Source organism: Bradyrhizobium sp. 154 (assembly GCF_023073875.1).
Lineage (GTDB): Bacteria > Pseudomonadota > Alphaproteobacteria > Rhizobiales > Xanthobacteraceae > Bradyrhizobium.
Genome location: NZ_JADPKG010000102.1, coordinates 167,657 through 181,931, shown reverse-complemented (window position 1 = coordinate 181,931; position 14,275 = coordinate 167,657). Strand labels below are relative to the sequence as shown.

Here is a 14,275-nt window from a genome sequence, read left to right as displayed (position 1 = left end):
GGGAAGATCAGGACGACAATTGGGCGAGCCGTTTCAGCACGCCCCTGCCCGCCGCGGCGCCGGTCGCAAACGACGCCTGCAACAGATAGCCGCCGGTCGGCGCCTCCCAGTCCAGCATCTCGCCGGCGGCAAATACGCCGGGCAACTTGCGGATCATGTAATCCGCAGTGAGTTCATCGAATGAGATGCCCCCGGCGCTGGAAATGGCACGCGCAATTGGCGCTACGCCAGTTAGCTTGATCGGCACGGCGTTGATGAGCTCCGCCAATCGCTCGGGCGGCATCGCCGACAGCGACTGGCCCGTGCCGATTGCCACCTCCTGCAGCAACCCGGCGGATACGGGCGAAAGCTGCGCGGCCTTGCGCAGGAAGTTGGAGAGCGACTGTTTGCCGCGCGGGGCAGACAGGCGCTTGACGAGTTCGGCCTCATCAACGTCCGGGCGCAAGGCGACGCGCAGCACCGCCTCGCCGTCCGCAGCGATCGCCTCGCGCAGTTCGGCCGACAACGCGTAGATCGCCCCGCCCTCGATGCCGGCCCGCGTGATGATGGCCTCGCCGCGCAGGCCATGCGGACCGAAGTTGAGCGCAATTCCCTTGAGCGGTTGGCCTTCGAAACGCGTGCGGAACACATCGGACCAGGCGACGGTGAAGCCGCAATTGGCAGGCCGCAGCGGCGATATCGCAATGCCCTTGTCCGCCAGAATTGTCGCCCAGCCGCCGTCTGAGCCGAGCCGCGGCCAGCTTGCGCCGCCGAGTGCCAGCACCGTCGCTTTGGCAGCGATTTCAGCCGTTCCATCGGGTGTTTGGAATTGCAGCCGTCCCCCGTTGTCCCAGCCAGTCCATCGATGGCGAAAGGCGAAGCGGACACCGCGCGCATCCAGGCGCCGCAACCAGGCTCGCAGCAGGGGCGATGCCTTGAATGCCTTCGGAAACACCCGCCCGCTGCTACCGACGAAAGTCGGCTCGCCCAGCGCCTCGCTCCAGGCGCGCAGCGCGTCGGGCGGAAACGCGTCGATGGCACCCTTCAGCTTCGGCGCCGCCGCGCGGTAGCCCGCCATGAACTGCGGCAGCGGCTCGCTATGGGTGAGATTGAGACCGCCGCGGCCGGCCATGAGGAATTTTCGGCCAGCAGACGGCATGGCGTCGTAGACGGTGACGCGCAGGCCTTCCTGTGCCAGCACCTCCGCCGCCATCAGCCCGGCGGGACCGCCGCCGATGACGGCGACCGCTATCAGAGTTTTACCCCCGCCCGCGCCGCGGCCTGCGCGACGTATTTCTGCGTCTGCTCGAACGCACCCGTCAGCGCCTTGGCCTTCGACATGTCGCTGATCTCGGCGAAGTGCGCGGCGACCGCGTCCGGGGTCCATTCGGATTCCGGCAGGTTGATGCCTTCGCTCTCCAAGATCTTGATCACCGCGAAGGAGCCGGCGCCGGCACCCATGATGGTGCGGGTCGGCGCGTCCTCGCTGAGCATGTACTCGACCGCGGGCGTGATCGCGTTGGGCTTCATCAGTTGCAGGGCCTGCGGCGGCAGCAGCTCTTCGGTCATGCGGGTTGCCGCTGTCGGCGAGATAATGTTGACGCGGATGTTGTTCTTGCGGCCCTCTTCCGCGAGCACGTTCATCAGGCCGACCATGCCCGATTTCGCCGCGCCGTAATTGGCCTGTCCGAAATTGCCGTAGAGGCCGGAGGACGACGTCGTCAGCACGATGCGGCCGTAGTTGCGGTCGCGCATGCCGGCCCAGACCGCCTTGCAGCAATAGAAGGTGCCGACGAGATGCACGTCGAGCACCTTCTGGAAGTCGGTCGCCTCCATCTTGCCGAACGACTTGTCGCGCAGGATGCCGGCATTGGCGCACAGGAGATCGACGCTGCCCCACTCCCTGGTGGCGCGCTCGACCATGGCTGTGACCTGCTCGAAATTCGAGACATCGGCGCCGTCGGCCATCGCGGAGCCGCCCGCTTTGCGGATCTCCTCGACCACGGATTCGGCCGGCGACAGCGAGCCGCCGGTGCCGTCGCGCGCGCCGCCGAAGTCGTTGACGACGACCTTGGCGCCGCGGCTGGCCAATCCCAGCGCATGCGCCCGCCCCAGACCATTGCCCGCGCCGGTGACGATGGCGACGCGTCCGTCGAACCTGATTGCCATGAGTAGGAGTCTCTGTTCTTCTTCCCTTCTCCCCTTGTGGGAGAAGGTGGCGCGAAGCGCCGAATGAGGGGTCTCTCTCGGCAAAGATGCGCTCGCGGAGAGAGACCCCTCACCCGCCTCGCGTTCGCGAGGCACCCTCTCCCACAAGGGGAGAGGGTGAAACCCCGCTCTGGGGTGCCTTTTTGAGCAGCGATGGATTGCCGGGTCAAGCCCGGCAACGACGGGCGGGGTCAGGCGAAATAGATCAACCCGAGCCAATTCGCGACCAGCGCGGGCTTGTCCTCGCCTTCGATCTCCACGGTCACGTTGGTGCGGGATTGCAATTCGCCTGCCTTGCGCAGCTTGGCCTCCGTCAGCATGAAGCGACCGCGGACGCGCTTGCCCGAGCGCACCGGCGAGATGAAGCGGAGCTTGTCGAACCCGTAATTCACGCCCATCGTGGTGCCCGCGATCACAGGCATCACCTCATACGACATGAACGACATCAGCGACATCGTCAGGAAGCCGTGTGCGATGGTGGTGCCGAACGCGGTTTCCTTCTTGGCGCGCTCCGGGTCGACATGGATAAACTGGTGATCCTCGATCACGTCGGCATAGGCGTCGATGCGGGGCTGGTCGATCAGGTGCCAAGACGACACGCCGATCTCTTTGCCGACCATGGCCTGATAGGCGTCCAGCGTAATCGGCGGCTTCTTCCAGGCTTCGTTCACTTAGGTTCACTCCGTGTTTTTGCCAGCTCCGGAAAATCCTCCTCGCGGAATTCGCGGCCACGCAGGGGATCGTTGCGGTCGTCATCGCGCTCCAGCCGCCGTAGGTGCACGCGACGGATTTTTCCAGAAATGGTCTTCGGCAGCTCGGTGACGATTTCGAGACGGCGGATACGCTTGAACGGCGCAAGGCGCGCGTGCAGGTGCTTGAAAATCGAGAGCGCGGTTTCCGGCGAGCGCTCTGCGCCCGACGTCAGCAACACGAAGGCCTTGGGAATCGCGAGCCGGATCGGATCGGGGCTCGGCACCACGGCGGCCTCGGCGACGAGCTCGTGCTCCAGGAGCACGCTCTCCAGTTCGAACGGGCTGATGCGGTAGTCGGACGATTTGAACACGTCGTCGGAGCGGCCGACGAAGGTGAGATACCCGTCCTCGTCCGCGAACACGACGTCGCCGCTGCGATAGAGCTCGCCTTCCGCACCGGAGAGCTTGCCGTCATCACTCTGATAGCCCTGCATCAATCCGGCGGGACGGTTCACGCCGAGCACCAGCGTCACCTCGCCCTCCTTCGCCGGGTTGCCGTCGGCATCGCTGATCTGCACGCGATAGCCCGGCAGCGGACGGCCCATCGATCCGACCTTGATTGGCTGGCCCGGCGAATTGCCAGCGAGTGCCGTCGTTTCAGTCTGACCGTAGCCGTCGCGGATGGTGAGGCCCCAGGCCGCCTGCACCTTGTCGATCACTTCAGGATTGAGCGGCTCGCCGGCGCCGCAGACCTCGCGAAGCGACACCTTGAAGGAGGCAAGGTTCTCCTGGATGAACAGCCGCCATACCGTCGGCGGCGCGCATAACGTAGTGACGCCACAGCGGCCGATGGTGGCGAGCAGGCTTTTTGCGTCGAAGCGCGGCTGGTTGACCACGAACACGGTGGCGCCCGCATTCCACGGCGCGAAAAAGCAGCTCCAGGCGTGCTTGGCCCAGCCGGGCGACGAGATGTTGAGATGGACGTCGCCGGGCTGCAGCCCGATCCAATACATAGTCGAGAGATGGCCGACCGGATAACTGCGCTGACTGTGCCGCACCAGTTTTGGTTTTGCGGTCGTGCCCGAGGTGAAATAGAGCAGCATCGGGTCGTCGGCATTGGTCGGACCGTCAGGCGCAAAACTCTCCGAAGCGTGCGCCGCCTCGTCATAGGCCAGCCAGCCGCTGGAGGCCGCGCCGACCACGATGCGGACGATACTCTCGGCACCGAGGCTTGCGAATTTCGCGACCTGATCCTCGGCAGCAATCACCGCCTTCGCCTTGCCGCGATCGAGCCGGTCGCGCAGCTCGTCGGCGGTGAGCAACGTGGTCGCGGGAATCACGACGACGCCGAGCTTCATCGCCGCCAGCATCGTCTCCCAGAGCGGAACCACATTGCCGAGCAGCAGCAAAAGGTGGTCGCCGCGCTTCAAGCCCTGCGCGCGAAGGAAGTTCGCGACCTGGTTGGAACGCTTTGAGAGCGCCGCGAAGGAGAGCTTGGTCTGCCGATCCTGCGCGGCATCGACGATCCAGAGCGCCGGACGGTCCTTGCTGTCCGCATTCGCCGCCAGCTCGGCGTCGAACCAGTCGAGCGCCCAATTGAAGGGAGCCGGATCGGGCCAGCGGAAGCCTTTGACCGCTGCGTCGAAATCCGTGCGGTGCTTGAGCAGAAACGCGCGCGCTTCCTGAAATGTCGTCATCAAGTGTTCCCGGCCAGCGCCCTAACGTGCTTGATAATTCCGGAAAAATCCACCCCGCCCTGCCCGGCGGCGTCGAAGGACTGATAGATCTCCTGCGCATGCTTGCCGAGCGGCGTCACCGCACCTGCCGCCTTCGCCGCGTCCTGCGCCAGCGTCAGATCCTTCACCATCAGCGCCGAGGCAAAGCCCGGCTTGTAGTCGTTGTTGGCTGGCGAGGTCGGCACCGGGCCCGGCACCGGACAATAGGTCGTCAGCGACCAGCACTGACCCGACGAGGTCGAGGCGACGTCGAACAGCGCCTGATGCGAGAGCCCGAGCTTCTCAGCCAGTGCAAATGCCTCGCTCACCGCAATCATGGAAATACCGAGGATCATGTTATTGCAGATCTTCGCGGCTTGGCCGGCGCCGGCGCCGCCGCAATGGACGATCTTCTTGCCCATATTCTCCAGCACGGGCTTGGCCGCCGCAAACGCACTCTCCTCACCGCCGCACATGAAGGTCAGCGTGGCACCCTTGGCGCCGCCCGTGCCGCCGGAGACCGGCGCGTCGACGGAGAGCACGCCGTGCTTGGCGGCGAGCGCATGCGCCTGCCTTGCGCTCTCGACGTCGATGGTCGAGCTATCGATGATCAGCGTGCCCTTGGCCATCGCGGGAACGACCTCGTTCCAGACGGAGAGCACGTGCTTGCCGGCCGGCAACATGGTGACGACCACGTCCGCGCCTTTCACCGCGCCCGCTGCGCTGTCGGCAATACCTGCGCCGTCGGCCTTGGCCTGGTTGCGCGAGGCCTCGACGAGATCAAACGCGACCACCTTATGGCCGGCCTTGACCAGATTGGCGGCCATGGGGCCGCCCATATTGCCGAGACCGATGAATGCGACCGTGGCCATTGTCGTTTCCTCCGCTTCAATATTCTAGTTGAACTTCAGCTCGTCGGCGCCGATTTCGGCGAAATATGGTGCCAGCATCTGCGGCGTCACATCCTCGATCCGCGGCGGCGACCAGGTCGGATTGCGGTCCTTGTCGATCACGGCGGCGCGCACGCCCTCGCGGAAATCGTCGCTGCGAAATACCTCCAGGGCGGCGCGATATTCGCGCACGAGACACTCTTCCAGGCTGGACGCCATGCGTGCGAGCCGCAAGAGCTTCAGCGTCACCACCATGCCGCGTGGCGATTTTTCGCCGAGCGTCTTCAACGTGGCGAGCGCAAACTCTGAGCCGTCGCGCTTGAGCGCCGCAACAATATCTTCCATGCGGTCGAAGCCGAACAGCGGGTCGATGATCGGCTCCTTCGCAGATACTGGTCCTGCTGTCTCGCCGGTCGCAAAGCTGTTGATGATCATGCTGACCTCGGCCGCAGTCGCATCGGGGCGCAGCTTCGTCAGGACGTTGCGCAGCTCCGGCAACTTCACCGCCGGCACGACCCAATCGGCGAACTTCGCATGGATCGCGTCCGGCCCGTTCATGGTCTGGCCGGTCAGCCCGAAATAGGTGCCGATCTCGCCCGGCGAATGCGACAACAGATAGGTGCCGCCGACATCGGGGAAGAAGCCGAGACCGACTTCCGGCATTGCCAGCTTCGTGCGATCCGTAACGACACGATGGCTGGCATGGGCTGACAAACCGACGCCGCCGCCCATCACGATGCCGTCCATGAAGGCGACATACGGCTTTGGGAACTTCTTGATCCGGGCATTGAGGATGTACTCCTCGCGCCACAGGATCTTGCCGAGGTCACCGTTGACCTTCGAGCTTTCCCAGAGTGTGCGGATGTCGCCGCCGGCGCACAGCCCACGCTCGCCGGCGCCTTCCAGCAGGATCACAGCGACGGCCGCATCGGCCTCGAAGCGGTCGAGCGCCTTGTCGATGTCGCGAAACATCTCCAGCGTCACGGCATTGAGCGCCTTCGGGCGGTTGAGGCGGATCACGCCGACTGCGCCCTCGACACGGGCGATCAGGTCGCCCTCTTCCACGCCACTCATGGTGCGCCCTCGATCAGCTTGCGCGCCACGATGAGCCGCATGATTTCATTGGTGCCTTCGAGGATCTGGTGCACGCGGAGATCGCGCACGATCTTCTCGATGCCGTATTCGCTTAAGTAGCCATAGCCGCCGTGAAGCTGGAGCGCATGGTTGGCGACCTCGAAGCCGACGTCGGTGCCGAAGCGTTTCGCCATGGCGCAGAGCATGGTGGCATCAGGATCCTTGCGATCCAGCGCCGCGGCTGCGCGCCACAAAAAGGTGCGGGCGGCCTCGAGCTCGATCGCCATGTCGGCGAGGCGGAATTGCAATGCCTGGAACTCGTCGAGGCGTTTTCCAAAGGCCTTGCGCTCCTTCATGTAGCTGCGCGCCTTTTCGAGCGCTATTTGCGCACCACCGAGCGAGCACGCGGTGATGTTGAGGCGGCCACCATCGAGGCCGGCCATCGCGATCTTGAAGCCGGCGCCCTCCTCGCTGAGGCGGTTGGCGACCGGCACGCGGGCATTCTCGAACATCACGGCGCGGGTCGGCTGCGCGTTCCAGCCCATCTTGCGCTCATTGGCGCCGAACGAGACGCCCGGCGTCTTGCCGTCGATGACGAGGGTCGAGATGCCTCCGGGACCATCGCCACCGGTCCTGACCATCGCGACCAGGAGGTCGGTGCCGCCGGCGCCGGAGATGAACTGCTTCTGGCCGTTGAGCACGTAGTGGTCGCCGTCGCGCACGGCACGGGTGCGCAGCGCCGCTGCGTCCGAGCCGGCGCCCGGCTCGGTCAGGCAATAGCTCGCGATCAGCTCCATGGTGCAGAGTTTTGGCAGCCATGTGTGGCGCTGGGTGTCGCTGCCATAGGCATCGATCATCCAGGACGCCATGTTGTGGATGGAGATGAAGGCCGAGGTGGTCGGGCAGCCCGTCGCCAGCGCCTCGAAGATCAGCGCCGCATCGAACCGCGTCATGGCGGAGCCGCCGACGTCGTCACGGATGTAGATGCCGCCCATGCCGAGCGTGGCGGCCTCGCGCATCACGTCGACGGGGAAATGCTTCTCCTCGTCCCAGCGCAGCGCCTGCGGCGCGATCTTCTCCGCCGCGAACACCAACGCCATGTCGCGAATTGCGATCTGATCCTCGTTCAGAGCGAACTGCATGACGTCGCCTACCCTTTGCTCCACCGTCGTTGCGAGCCAACGGGTCCGCGGGAAGCGCGGCCCGATGACAGGCTCCGCGAAGCAATCCAGCCTGTCTCCGCTGGATTTGCTTCGTCGCTACGCTCCTCGCAATGACGACTGGGCTACAGCCCTACTTCATCAGCGGGATCGAGAACTCCGCACCTTCCTTGACGCCGGACGGCCAGCGCGAGGTCACCGTCTTGGTCTTGGTGTAGAAGCGGACCGAATCCGGGCCGTGCTGGTTGAGATCGCCGAAGCCCGACTTCTTCCAGCCGCCGAAGGTGTAATAGGCGATCGGCACCGGGATCGGCACGTTGATGCCGACCATGCCGACATTGACCTTAGCCGCGAAGTCGCGCGCGGCGTCGCCGTCGCGGGTGAAGATGGCAACGCCGTTGCCATAGTCATGATCGGACGGCAGCGCCAGTGCTTCCTTGTAGTCGTGCGCGCGCACGACCGAGAGCACGGGGCCGAAGATCTCTTCCTTGTAGATCCGCATGTCCTTGGTGACGTTGTCGAACAGCGAACCACCGAGATAGAACCCGTTCTCGTAGCCCTGCATCTTGAAGCCGCGGCCGTCGACGGCGAGCGTCGCACCTTCCTTGATGCCGATGTCGATGTAGCTCTTGACCTTCTCGACCGCCTCGCGCGTAACCAGCGGACCGTAATCGGCCGAGGGATCGATCGAGGTGCCGATCTTGAGGCTCTCGACGCGCGGGATCAGCTTCTCCATCAGGCGGTCAGCAGTCGACTTGCCGACCGGGACGGCGACGGAGACGGCCATGCAGCGCTCGCCGGCCGAACCGTAGCCGGCGCCGATCAGCGCGTCGACGGCCTGGTCCATGTCCGCATCCGGCATCACGATCGCGTGGTTCTTGGCGCCGCCAAAGCACTGGCAGCGCTTGCCGGTTTGCGCGGCACGCTCATAGATGTACTGCGCGATCGGCGTCGAGCCGACGAAGCCGACGGCCTTGATGTCGGGATCGTCGAGGATGGCGTCGACCGCCTCCTTGTCGCCGTTGACGACGTTGAGGATGCCAGCGGGCAGGCCGGCCTCGATCATCAACTGGGCAAGCTTCATCGGCACGCCGGGATCGCGCTCCGACGGCTTGAGGATGAAGGCGTTGCCGCAGGCGATCGCGGGGGCGAACTTCCACATCGGGATCATCGCCGGGAAGTTGAACGGGGTTATGCCGGCGACGACACCGAGTGGCTGGCGCATCGAATAGATGTCGATGCCGGGGCCGGCGCCTTCGGTGTATTCGCCCTTCATCAAATGCGGGATGCCGCAAGCGAACTCGACGACCTCGAGGCCACGCTGGATGTCGCCCTTGGCGTCGGGCACGGTCTTGCCGTGCTCGCGCGCGAGCAGCTCGGCGAGCTTGTCGTAGTCGCGCTGGATCAGCTCCAGGAATTTCATCATGACGCGGCCGCGGCGCTGGGGATTTGTCGCGGCCCACTCCGGCTGTGCGGCGCGCGCGTTCTCGACGGCGGCGCGAACCTCGGCGTTGGACGCCAACGCGACCTTGGCCTGGACGTCACCGGTCATCGGTTCGAAAACGTCGGCGGTGCGGCCCGAGGTACCCTTGACCTCCTTGCCGCCGATGAAATGTCCGATTGAACGCATGGAATGATCTCCTTGGAAGTCGAGCCTGATCGCTGGAAGTCGAGCCTGATCGCTTTGACAAATCCTATCGACCTGCATTTTATAGGATTCAAGTCTGAGATATTGCACCATAGATGTGCGAAAATGCTGGATCAAGGCGCTATCGATTGGGACGACTTTCGCTTCGTGCTGGCCATCGTGCGGGGCGGCTCGGTGTCGGCTGCGGCAAAACAGCTCGGGGTCGATCATGCCACGGTGATTCGCCGCGTCGACCGGCTGGAGAAGCATCTCTCGGCAAAATTGTTTGACCGGCGCAAGACCGGCTATCTCCTCACCGAGGCCGGCCAGCGCGTCGCCGACAGTGCGGAAGCGATGGAATCGACCATCGTCGCCAATCAGGAGCAGGTCGGCGGCTCGGTCGCACGGCTGACCGGCACCGTGCGGATCGGCGCGCCCGATGGTTTTGGCACTGCCTTTCTGGCACCGCGGCTGGCGCCCTTTGCGGACCGTTATCCCGATCTGGACCTGCAACTTGTGGCCACCGCTCGGCTGTTCAGCCTCTCCAAACGCGAGGCCGACATCGCCATCAGCCTGACCATGCCGAAGGAAGGCCGCATCGTCGGCCGCAAGCTCCTCGACTACCGCCTCGGGCTCTATGCCGCGCCTGGCTATCTCGAACGTTTCCCAGAGATCACGTCGCGCCAGGACCTGCCGCAGCACCGTTTCGTCGGGTACATCGAAGAGCTGCTGTTCACGCCGGAACTCGACTATCTGCCGCAGGTGTCGCCGAAGATCTCCGCACGTTTCCGCAGCGCCAATCTGATCGCGCAGCTCAATGCAACGCTCTCAGGCTTCGGAATCGCGGTGCTGCCGCACTTCATGGCAAGCGACTACCCGCAGCTCGAAGCCGTACTGCCCGAAGAAATCTCGATCACGCGGACGTTCTGGATGTTGATGCACGCCGACAGCAAGGACCTCGCGCGGATCAGGGCCGTCGCAGATTACATCAGCGAGATCGTGGAGCGCGAGCGAGCGCTGTTTGCGGGGCGGTAACGTCGATTAGTCGGGTCCGAAGCACAACTGCCAGCTCCTCATGGTGAGGAGGCGCGAAGCGCCGTCTCGAACCATGCAGGCCCGTATCTCACCCGCGGCCATCCTTCGAGACGACCGGTTGGCGGTCTCCTCAGGATGAGGTCCCGAGGGGGTGTAGCTGGCACTAGTTCTGCTTCTCGCGCGCCTTCTTCGCGGCCGCGGCCTTCGGCTCACGCCGCGCGCCCTCAAGCGCGCTGTCCCGGCCCGCCTTCAGCACCTCGTCGGACAATTCGCTCGAGCCGGCGATGCGCGCCAGCAGCATGGTGCCGGCCATCGTGGCGAGCGTCGCAATCGCCTGTTTTCGTGCGGCCTTGCGCGGCATGTTCGGGATATAATCGGTCATCATCTCGATCATCTCGTCGAGCTTGCCGGCAAACGCCTTCCGCGTCTTCGGGCTCTCGCGGGCGATCTCGGCGCCGAGTGAGGGGATCGAGCAGCCATGGCCTGGATTGTCGCGATGCAGCGCGCAGAGATAGCTATCCGCGATCAGTGCCAAACGCTTCTCCGGCGCAGCCTCGCTCGTGAGCTTGCGCCAATGCTCCATCGAGCGATCCATGGCGTAGGCGAAGGACTCGATCACCAGCGCCTCGCGGGAATCGAAATGCGCGTAGAAGCCGCCGTGGGTCAGGCCTGCCTCCTTCATGAGATCGGCGACGCCGATGCCGTGGGCACCTTTTTCGCGCAGTCGCACCGAGGCCTTCTTCACGATGCGGTCGTGGGTTTCCTGCTTGTGTTCCCGGGAATAGCGCATGCGGATCTCATTGAATGTCGGAAATCATCTCATAACACGCGAACGTCGCGAACGGCGCATTAAATCGCAGTTAGATTGTTGCCGATCATGGAAAAGGTTGCGGTTGCATGCACCGCCAGCGCGCCCTTGCCGTCACGAACGAAACCTTCAGCGTAGCTGGTCTGGCGCCCCAGCTTGATCACCTTGCCTTCGGCCGAGATCAGGCCTGAACGGACCGAGAGCGGACGCAGGAAGGTCAGCTTCAGATCGAGGGTCACGGAGCCCTGCCCGGCCTCCAGCCGGGTCGAGATCGCGCACCCCATGGCTGTATCCAGCAGCGCCGCAGCGGTTGCGCCGTGCAAGAGGCCGACAGTATTTTCGAGATCTTCACGCGGCTCCAGTTCCATGACGATCCGGCCCGGCTCAACCACGGCCATGGTGAAGCCGATGAGTTTTGCGAAGGGCGGCGGCGGCAGGCGGCCGTCACGAATGCCCAGCATGGCGTCCACGCCCGACAGACCCATCGCCACCTTCGCAACCGGTGCAGGCATCTGCCAATCCACCACGCGCTCGCGCCGCTGGTCGGGCGAAAACAGGTCAAGATGGTCGGATTGGGTCATGACCGCCTCTTGTATGATTTACATCATACTATGTGGCGGACTTCGCCCTGGCAACTCCGCCCACCGCCCGCTTGACAAGCCGGGCGTTTCGGCCCGGAAGTGACCTCGACCCGGTGCGCCCTGCGCCTGTCCACCAAACCTCGAGATGCCACATGGAAATGCTCAACCACCATTGCGGCGTGACGCGTGATGCGCGCGGCGTCGTCCATGTCGCGATCTGCAACGCCGGCCCGCTCAACATCCTCGGCTCGCCCGTGACCGACGCCATGCGCGAAGGCTTGCAGCGGCTTGCCACCGACCACGCAATCCGCGTCGTGGTGCTGCGCGGCGAGAGCGAAAAGAGCATGATCGGCGGCGCGGACATCAAGGAGATGGCGAAACTCGACCAAAGATCGGCCGAAGCCTTCATCAGCCGCCTGCGCGATCTCTGCGAGGCGGTGCGCGCCTTCCCGGCTCCCGTGATCGCGCGCATGCCCGGCTGGTGCCTCGGCGGCGGCCTCGAGGTTGCCGCCGCCTGCGACTTCCGCATCGCCGCCCATGATGCGCATTTCGGCATGCCGGAGGTGCGCGTCGGCATCCCCTCGGTGATTCATGCCGCGCTGCTGCCGCGCCTGGTCGGCTGGGCCCGCGCGCGCTGGCTGGTGATGACGGCGGAGAACATCGACGCGCCGACGGCGCTCGCGTGGGGATTGGTCGACAAGGTTGCGCCGCAAGGCGGGCTGGATGCCGAGGTCGAGCGCGTCGTGCAGGCGTTGCTCGCATGCGGCCCCGAGGCGCTGCGATCGCAAAAGGCGCTGCTGCGGCAATGGGAGGAATTGCCGCTGACGGAGTCGGTCAATCTCAGTGTCAAGGTGTTCGGCGAGTCGTTCCTGACGGACGAGCCGACGCGGCTGATGCAGGCGTTCGTGAACCGGAAGCGATAGGGCTGTCGCCGCAATCGTCTCTGATTAGTAAGTCGCCGCCACGCCAAACGTGTCATGCCCCGGCTTGCCGCCTTCGCTAAAGCTTCGGCGGCCGAGCACCCTGACGGCCCGGCGTAGCCTTGGCGGAGCCGGGACCGGGCATCCAGGACGCCGCGGCTTCTCCGTATCCCACGACGGCCTCTGGAATACTGGATCACCCGCCTTCGCGGGTGATGACAATGTGCCTCGAAGAAGCACCTCCTCGAATCGAACGACTAAATCTCATCCGAACGACGACATTTTCTCATCCCTGGCGCGGTTGCATTTTTTGCGCCGCATCATATGATGAGCATAATCTTACTTATCCCCGCAGGGAGTTCGTCATGGCCGAAGCTGCCGATCCCGTCGTCATCGTCTCCGCCGCCCGCACCCCGCTCGGCCGCTTCATGGGCGAATTGTCGCCGCTCCCCGCGCACAAGCTCGGATCGCACGTAATCGGCGCGGCGTTGGAGCGCGCAAAACTCGCGCCTGAGAAGGTCGACGAGGTGTTCATGGGCTGCGTGCTGCCAGCCGGTCAGGGCCAGGCTCCGGCGCGCCAGGCCGCGCGTGCAGCAGGTCTCCCCGACGCCACGGGTGCGACCACCGTCAACAAGGTCTGCGGCTCCGGCATGAAGGCGACCATGCTGGCGCACGACATCATCCGCGCCGGCTCGGCCGAGATCGTCGTCTCCGGCGGCATGGAGAGCATGAGCAACGCGCCGTATCTTTTGGCCAAGGCGCGCGGCGGCTACCGCGCCGGCCATGACCGCATCATCGACCACATGATGATGGACGGGCTGGAGGACGCCTACGAGACCGGCCGCTCCATGGGCGATTTCGGCGAGGCGACTGCGGAAGCCTATCAGTTCACGCGCAAGGACCAGGACGCCTATGCGATGGAGACACTCAGTCGCGCGCGCAAGGCGGTCGAAGGCGGCGCGTTCAAGGCCGAGATCGCGCCGGTCACGCTCACCGAGAAAGCGGGTCCCCGCGTCATCGCCAACGACGAGCATCCGCTGAAGGTCGATCCCGCCAAAATCCCCGGCTTGAAGCCGGCGTTCCGCGCCAACGGTACCATCACGCCGGCGGCCTCCTCCGCGAACGCCGACGGCGCTGCCGCGCTCGTGCTGACCAAGCGCTCGCTCGCCGATCGGAGCGGCCTGCCGGTTCTGGCCGAGATCAAGGGCCATGCCACCCACAGCCAGGAGCCGCAATGGTTCACCACGGCGCCGATCCCGGCGATCCGCAAGCTGCTCGACAAGGTCGGTTGGAGCGCAAGCGATGTCGATCTGTTCGAGATCAATGAGGCCTTCGCCGTCGTTGCGATGGCGGCGCAGCGCGATCTCGGCATTCCCCGCGACAAGCTCAACACCAATGGCGGCGCCTGCGCGCTTGGCCATCCCATCGGCGCGACCGGCGCGCGGCTGATCGTGACGCTGCTTCATGCGCTGGAGGCGCAGAACCTCAAGCGCGGCGTCGCGGCGCTCTGCATCGGCGGCGGCGAGGCCACGGCGATTGCGGTAGAGCGGCTGGGGCACTGACGCAAGAAAGTCTGAAAACGAGGG

At 64.9% G+C, this 14,275-nt stretch carries 13 protein-coding genes; 3 read left to right on the top strand and 10 right to left on the bottom strand.

From position 1 onward, the window contains the following. Positions 1-7 precede the first annotated feature (7 nt). From IVA92_RS25910 to IVA92_RS25875, 8 genes are all read right to left on the bottom strand, one after another. Positions 8-1,234 (bottom strand): TIGR03862 family flavoprotein, encoded by a 1,227-nt coding sequence (locus tag IVA92_RS25910; protein ID WP_256464573.1) that lies wholly within the window; start codon positions 1,232-1,234, stop codon positions 8-10. Next, positions 1,231-2,148: an SDR family NAD(P)-dependent oxidoreductase gene (locus IVA92_RS25905; protein WP_247276948.1), complete on the bottom strand. Its 918-nt coding sequence runs from the start codon at positions 2,146-2,148 to the stop codon at positions 1,231-1,233. The genes IVA92_RS25910 and IVA92_RS25905 overlap by 4 nt, the downstream gene beginning before the upstream one ends. A 230-nt stretch (positions 2,149-2,378) precedes the next feature. Next, complete coding sequence (locus IVA92_RS25900) at positions 2,379-2,858, bottom strand: MaoC family dehydratase (RefSeq protein ID WP_247276947.1); 480 nt, start codon at positions 2,856-2,858, stop codon at positions 2,379-2,381. Beyond that, on the bottom strand, positions 2,855-4,576 hold the full coding sequence (locus tag IVA92_RS25895; RefSeq protein ID WP_247276946.1) for an AMP-binding protein: 1,722 nt from the start codon (positions 4,574-4,576) through the stop codon (positions 2,855-2,857). The genes IVA92_RS25900 and IVA92_RS25895 overlap by 4 nt, the downstream gene beginning before the upstream one ends. After that, a complete protein-coding gene (gene mmsB, locus IVA92_RS25890; RefSeq protein WP_247276945.1) occupies positions 4,576-5,466 on the bottom strand; it encodes a 3-hydroxyisobutyrate dehydrogenase in 891 nt (296 codons plus the stop codon). The genes IVA92_RS25895 and mmsB overlap by 1 nt, the downstream gene beginning before the upstream one ends. A gap of 24 nt (positions 5,467-5,490) precedes the next feature. Beyond that, the gene (locus tag IVA92_RS25885; RefSeq protein WP_247276944.1) at positions 5,491-6,558 is read right to left on the bottom strand and encodes an enoyl-CoA hydratase/isomerase family protein; all 1,068 of its coding nucleotides are present in this window, start codon (positions 6,556-6,558) and stop codon (positions 5,491-5,493) included. Then, positions 6,555-7,700 carry an isobutyryl-CoA dehydrogenase gene (locus tag IVA92_RS25880; protein ID WP_247276943.1) on the bottom strand — a complete coding sequence of 382 codons (1,146 nt, stop codon included), beginning with the start codon at positions 7,698-7,700 and terminating at the stop codon, positions 6,555-6,557. Before IVA92_RS25880 ends, IVA92_RS25885 begins: the two co-directional genes overlap by 4 nt. A 151-nt stretch (positions 7,701-7,851) precedes the next feature. Continuing rightward, positions 7,852-9,348: a CoA-acylating methylmalonate-semialdehyde dehydrogenase gene (locus IVA92_RS25875; protein WP_247276942.1), complete on the bottom strand. Its 1,497-nt coding sequence runs from the start codon at positions 9,346-9,348 to the stop codon at positions 7,852-7,854. Between the two features lie 123 nt (positions 9,349-9,471). Between IVA92_RS25875 and IVA92_RS25870 the strand changes: the two genes are divergently transcribed. Beyond that, a complete protein-coding gene (locus tag IVA92_RS25870) occupies positions 9,472-10,380 on the top strand; it encodes a LysR family transcriptional regulator (RefSeq protein ID WP_247276941.1) in 909 nt (302 codons plus the stop codon). Between the two features lie 163 nt (positions 10,381-10,543). On the opposite strand, the gene IVA92_RS25865 is transcribed toward IVA92_RS25870, so the two are convergent. Both IVA92_RS25865 and IVA92_RS25860 read right to left on the bottom strand, forming a co-directional pair. Further along, positions 10,544-11,170: a TetR/AcrR family transcriptional regulator gene (locus IVA92_RS25865; protein WP_247276940.1), complete on the bottom strand. Its 627-nt coding sequence runs from the start codon at positions 11,168-11,170 to the stop codon at positions 10,544-10,546. 59 nt (positions 11,171-11,229) lie between these two features. Then, a complete protein-coding gene (locus tag IVA92_RS25860; protein ID WP_247276939.1) occupies positions 11,230-11,769 on the bottom strand; it encodes a PaaI family thioesterase in 540 nt (179 codons plus the stop codon). 152 nt (positions 11,770-11,921) lie between these two features. Here IVA92_RS25860 and IVA92_RS25855 point away from each other — a divergent pair, with 152 nt between their 5' ends. Together IVA92_RS25855 and IVA92_RS25850 are read left to right on the top strand one after the other, a co-directional pair. Continuing rightward, positions 11,922-12,692 (top strand): enoyl-CoA hydratase, encoded by a 771-nt coding sequence (locus tag IVA92_RS25855; RefSeq protein WP_247276938.1) that lies wholly within the window; start codon positions 11,922-11,924, stop codon positions 12,690-12,692. 362 nt (positions 12,693-13,054) lie between these two features. After that, on the top strand, positions 13,055-14,251 hold the full coding sequence (locus IVA92_RS25850; protein ID WP_247276937.1) for an acetyl-CoA C-acyltransferase: 1,197 nt from the start codon (positions 13,055-13,057) through the stop codon (positions 14,249-14,251). Positions 14,252-14,275 lie beyond the last annotated feature (24 nt).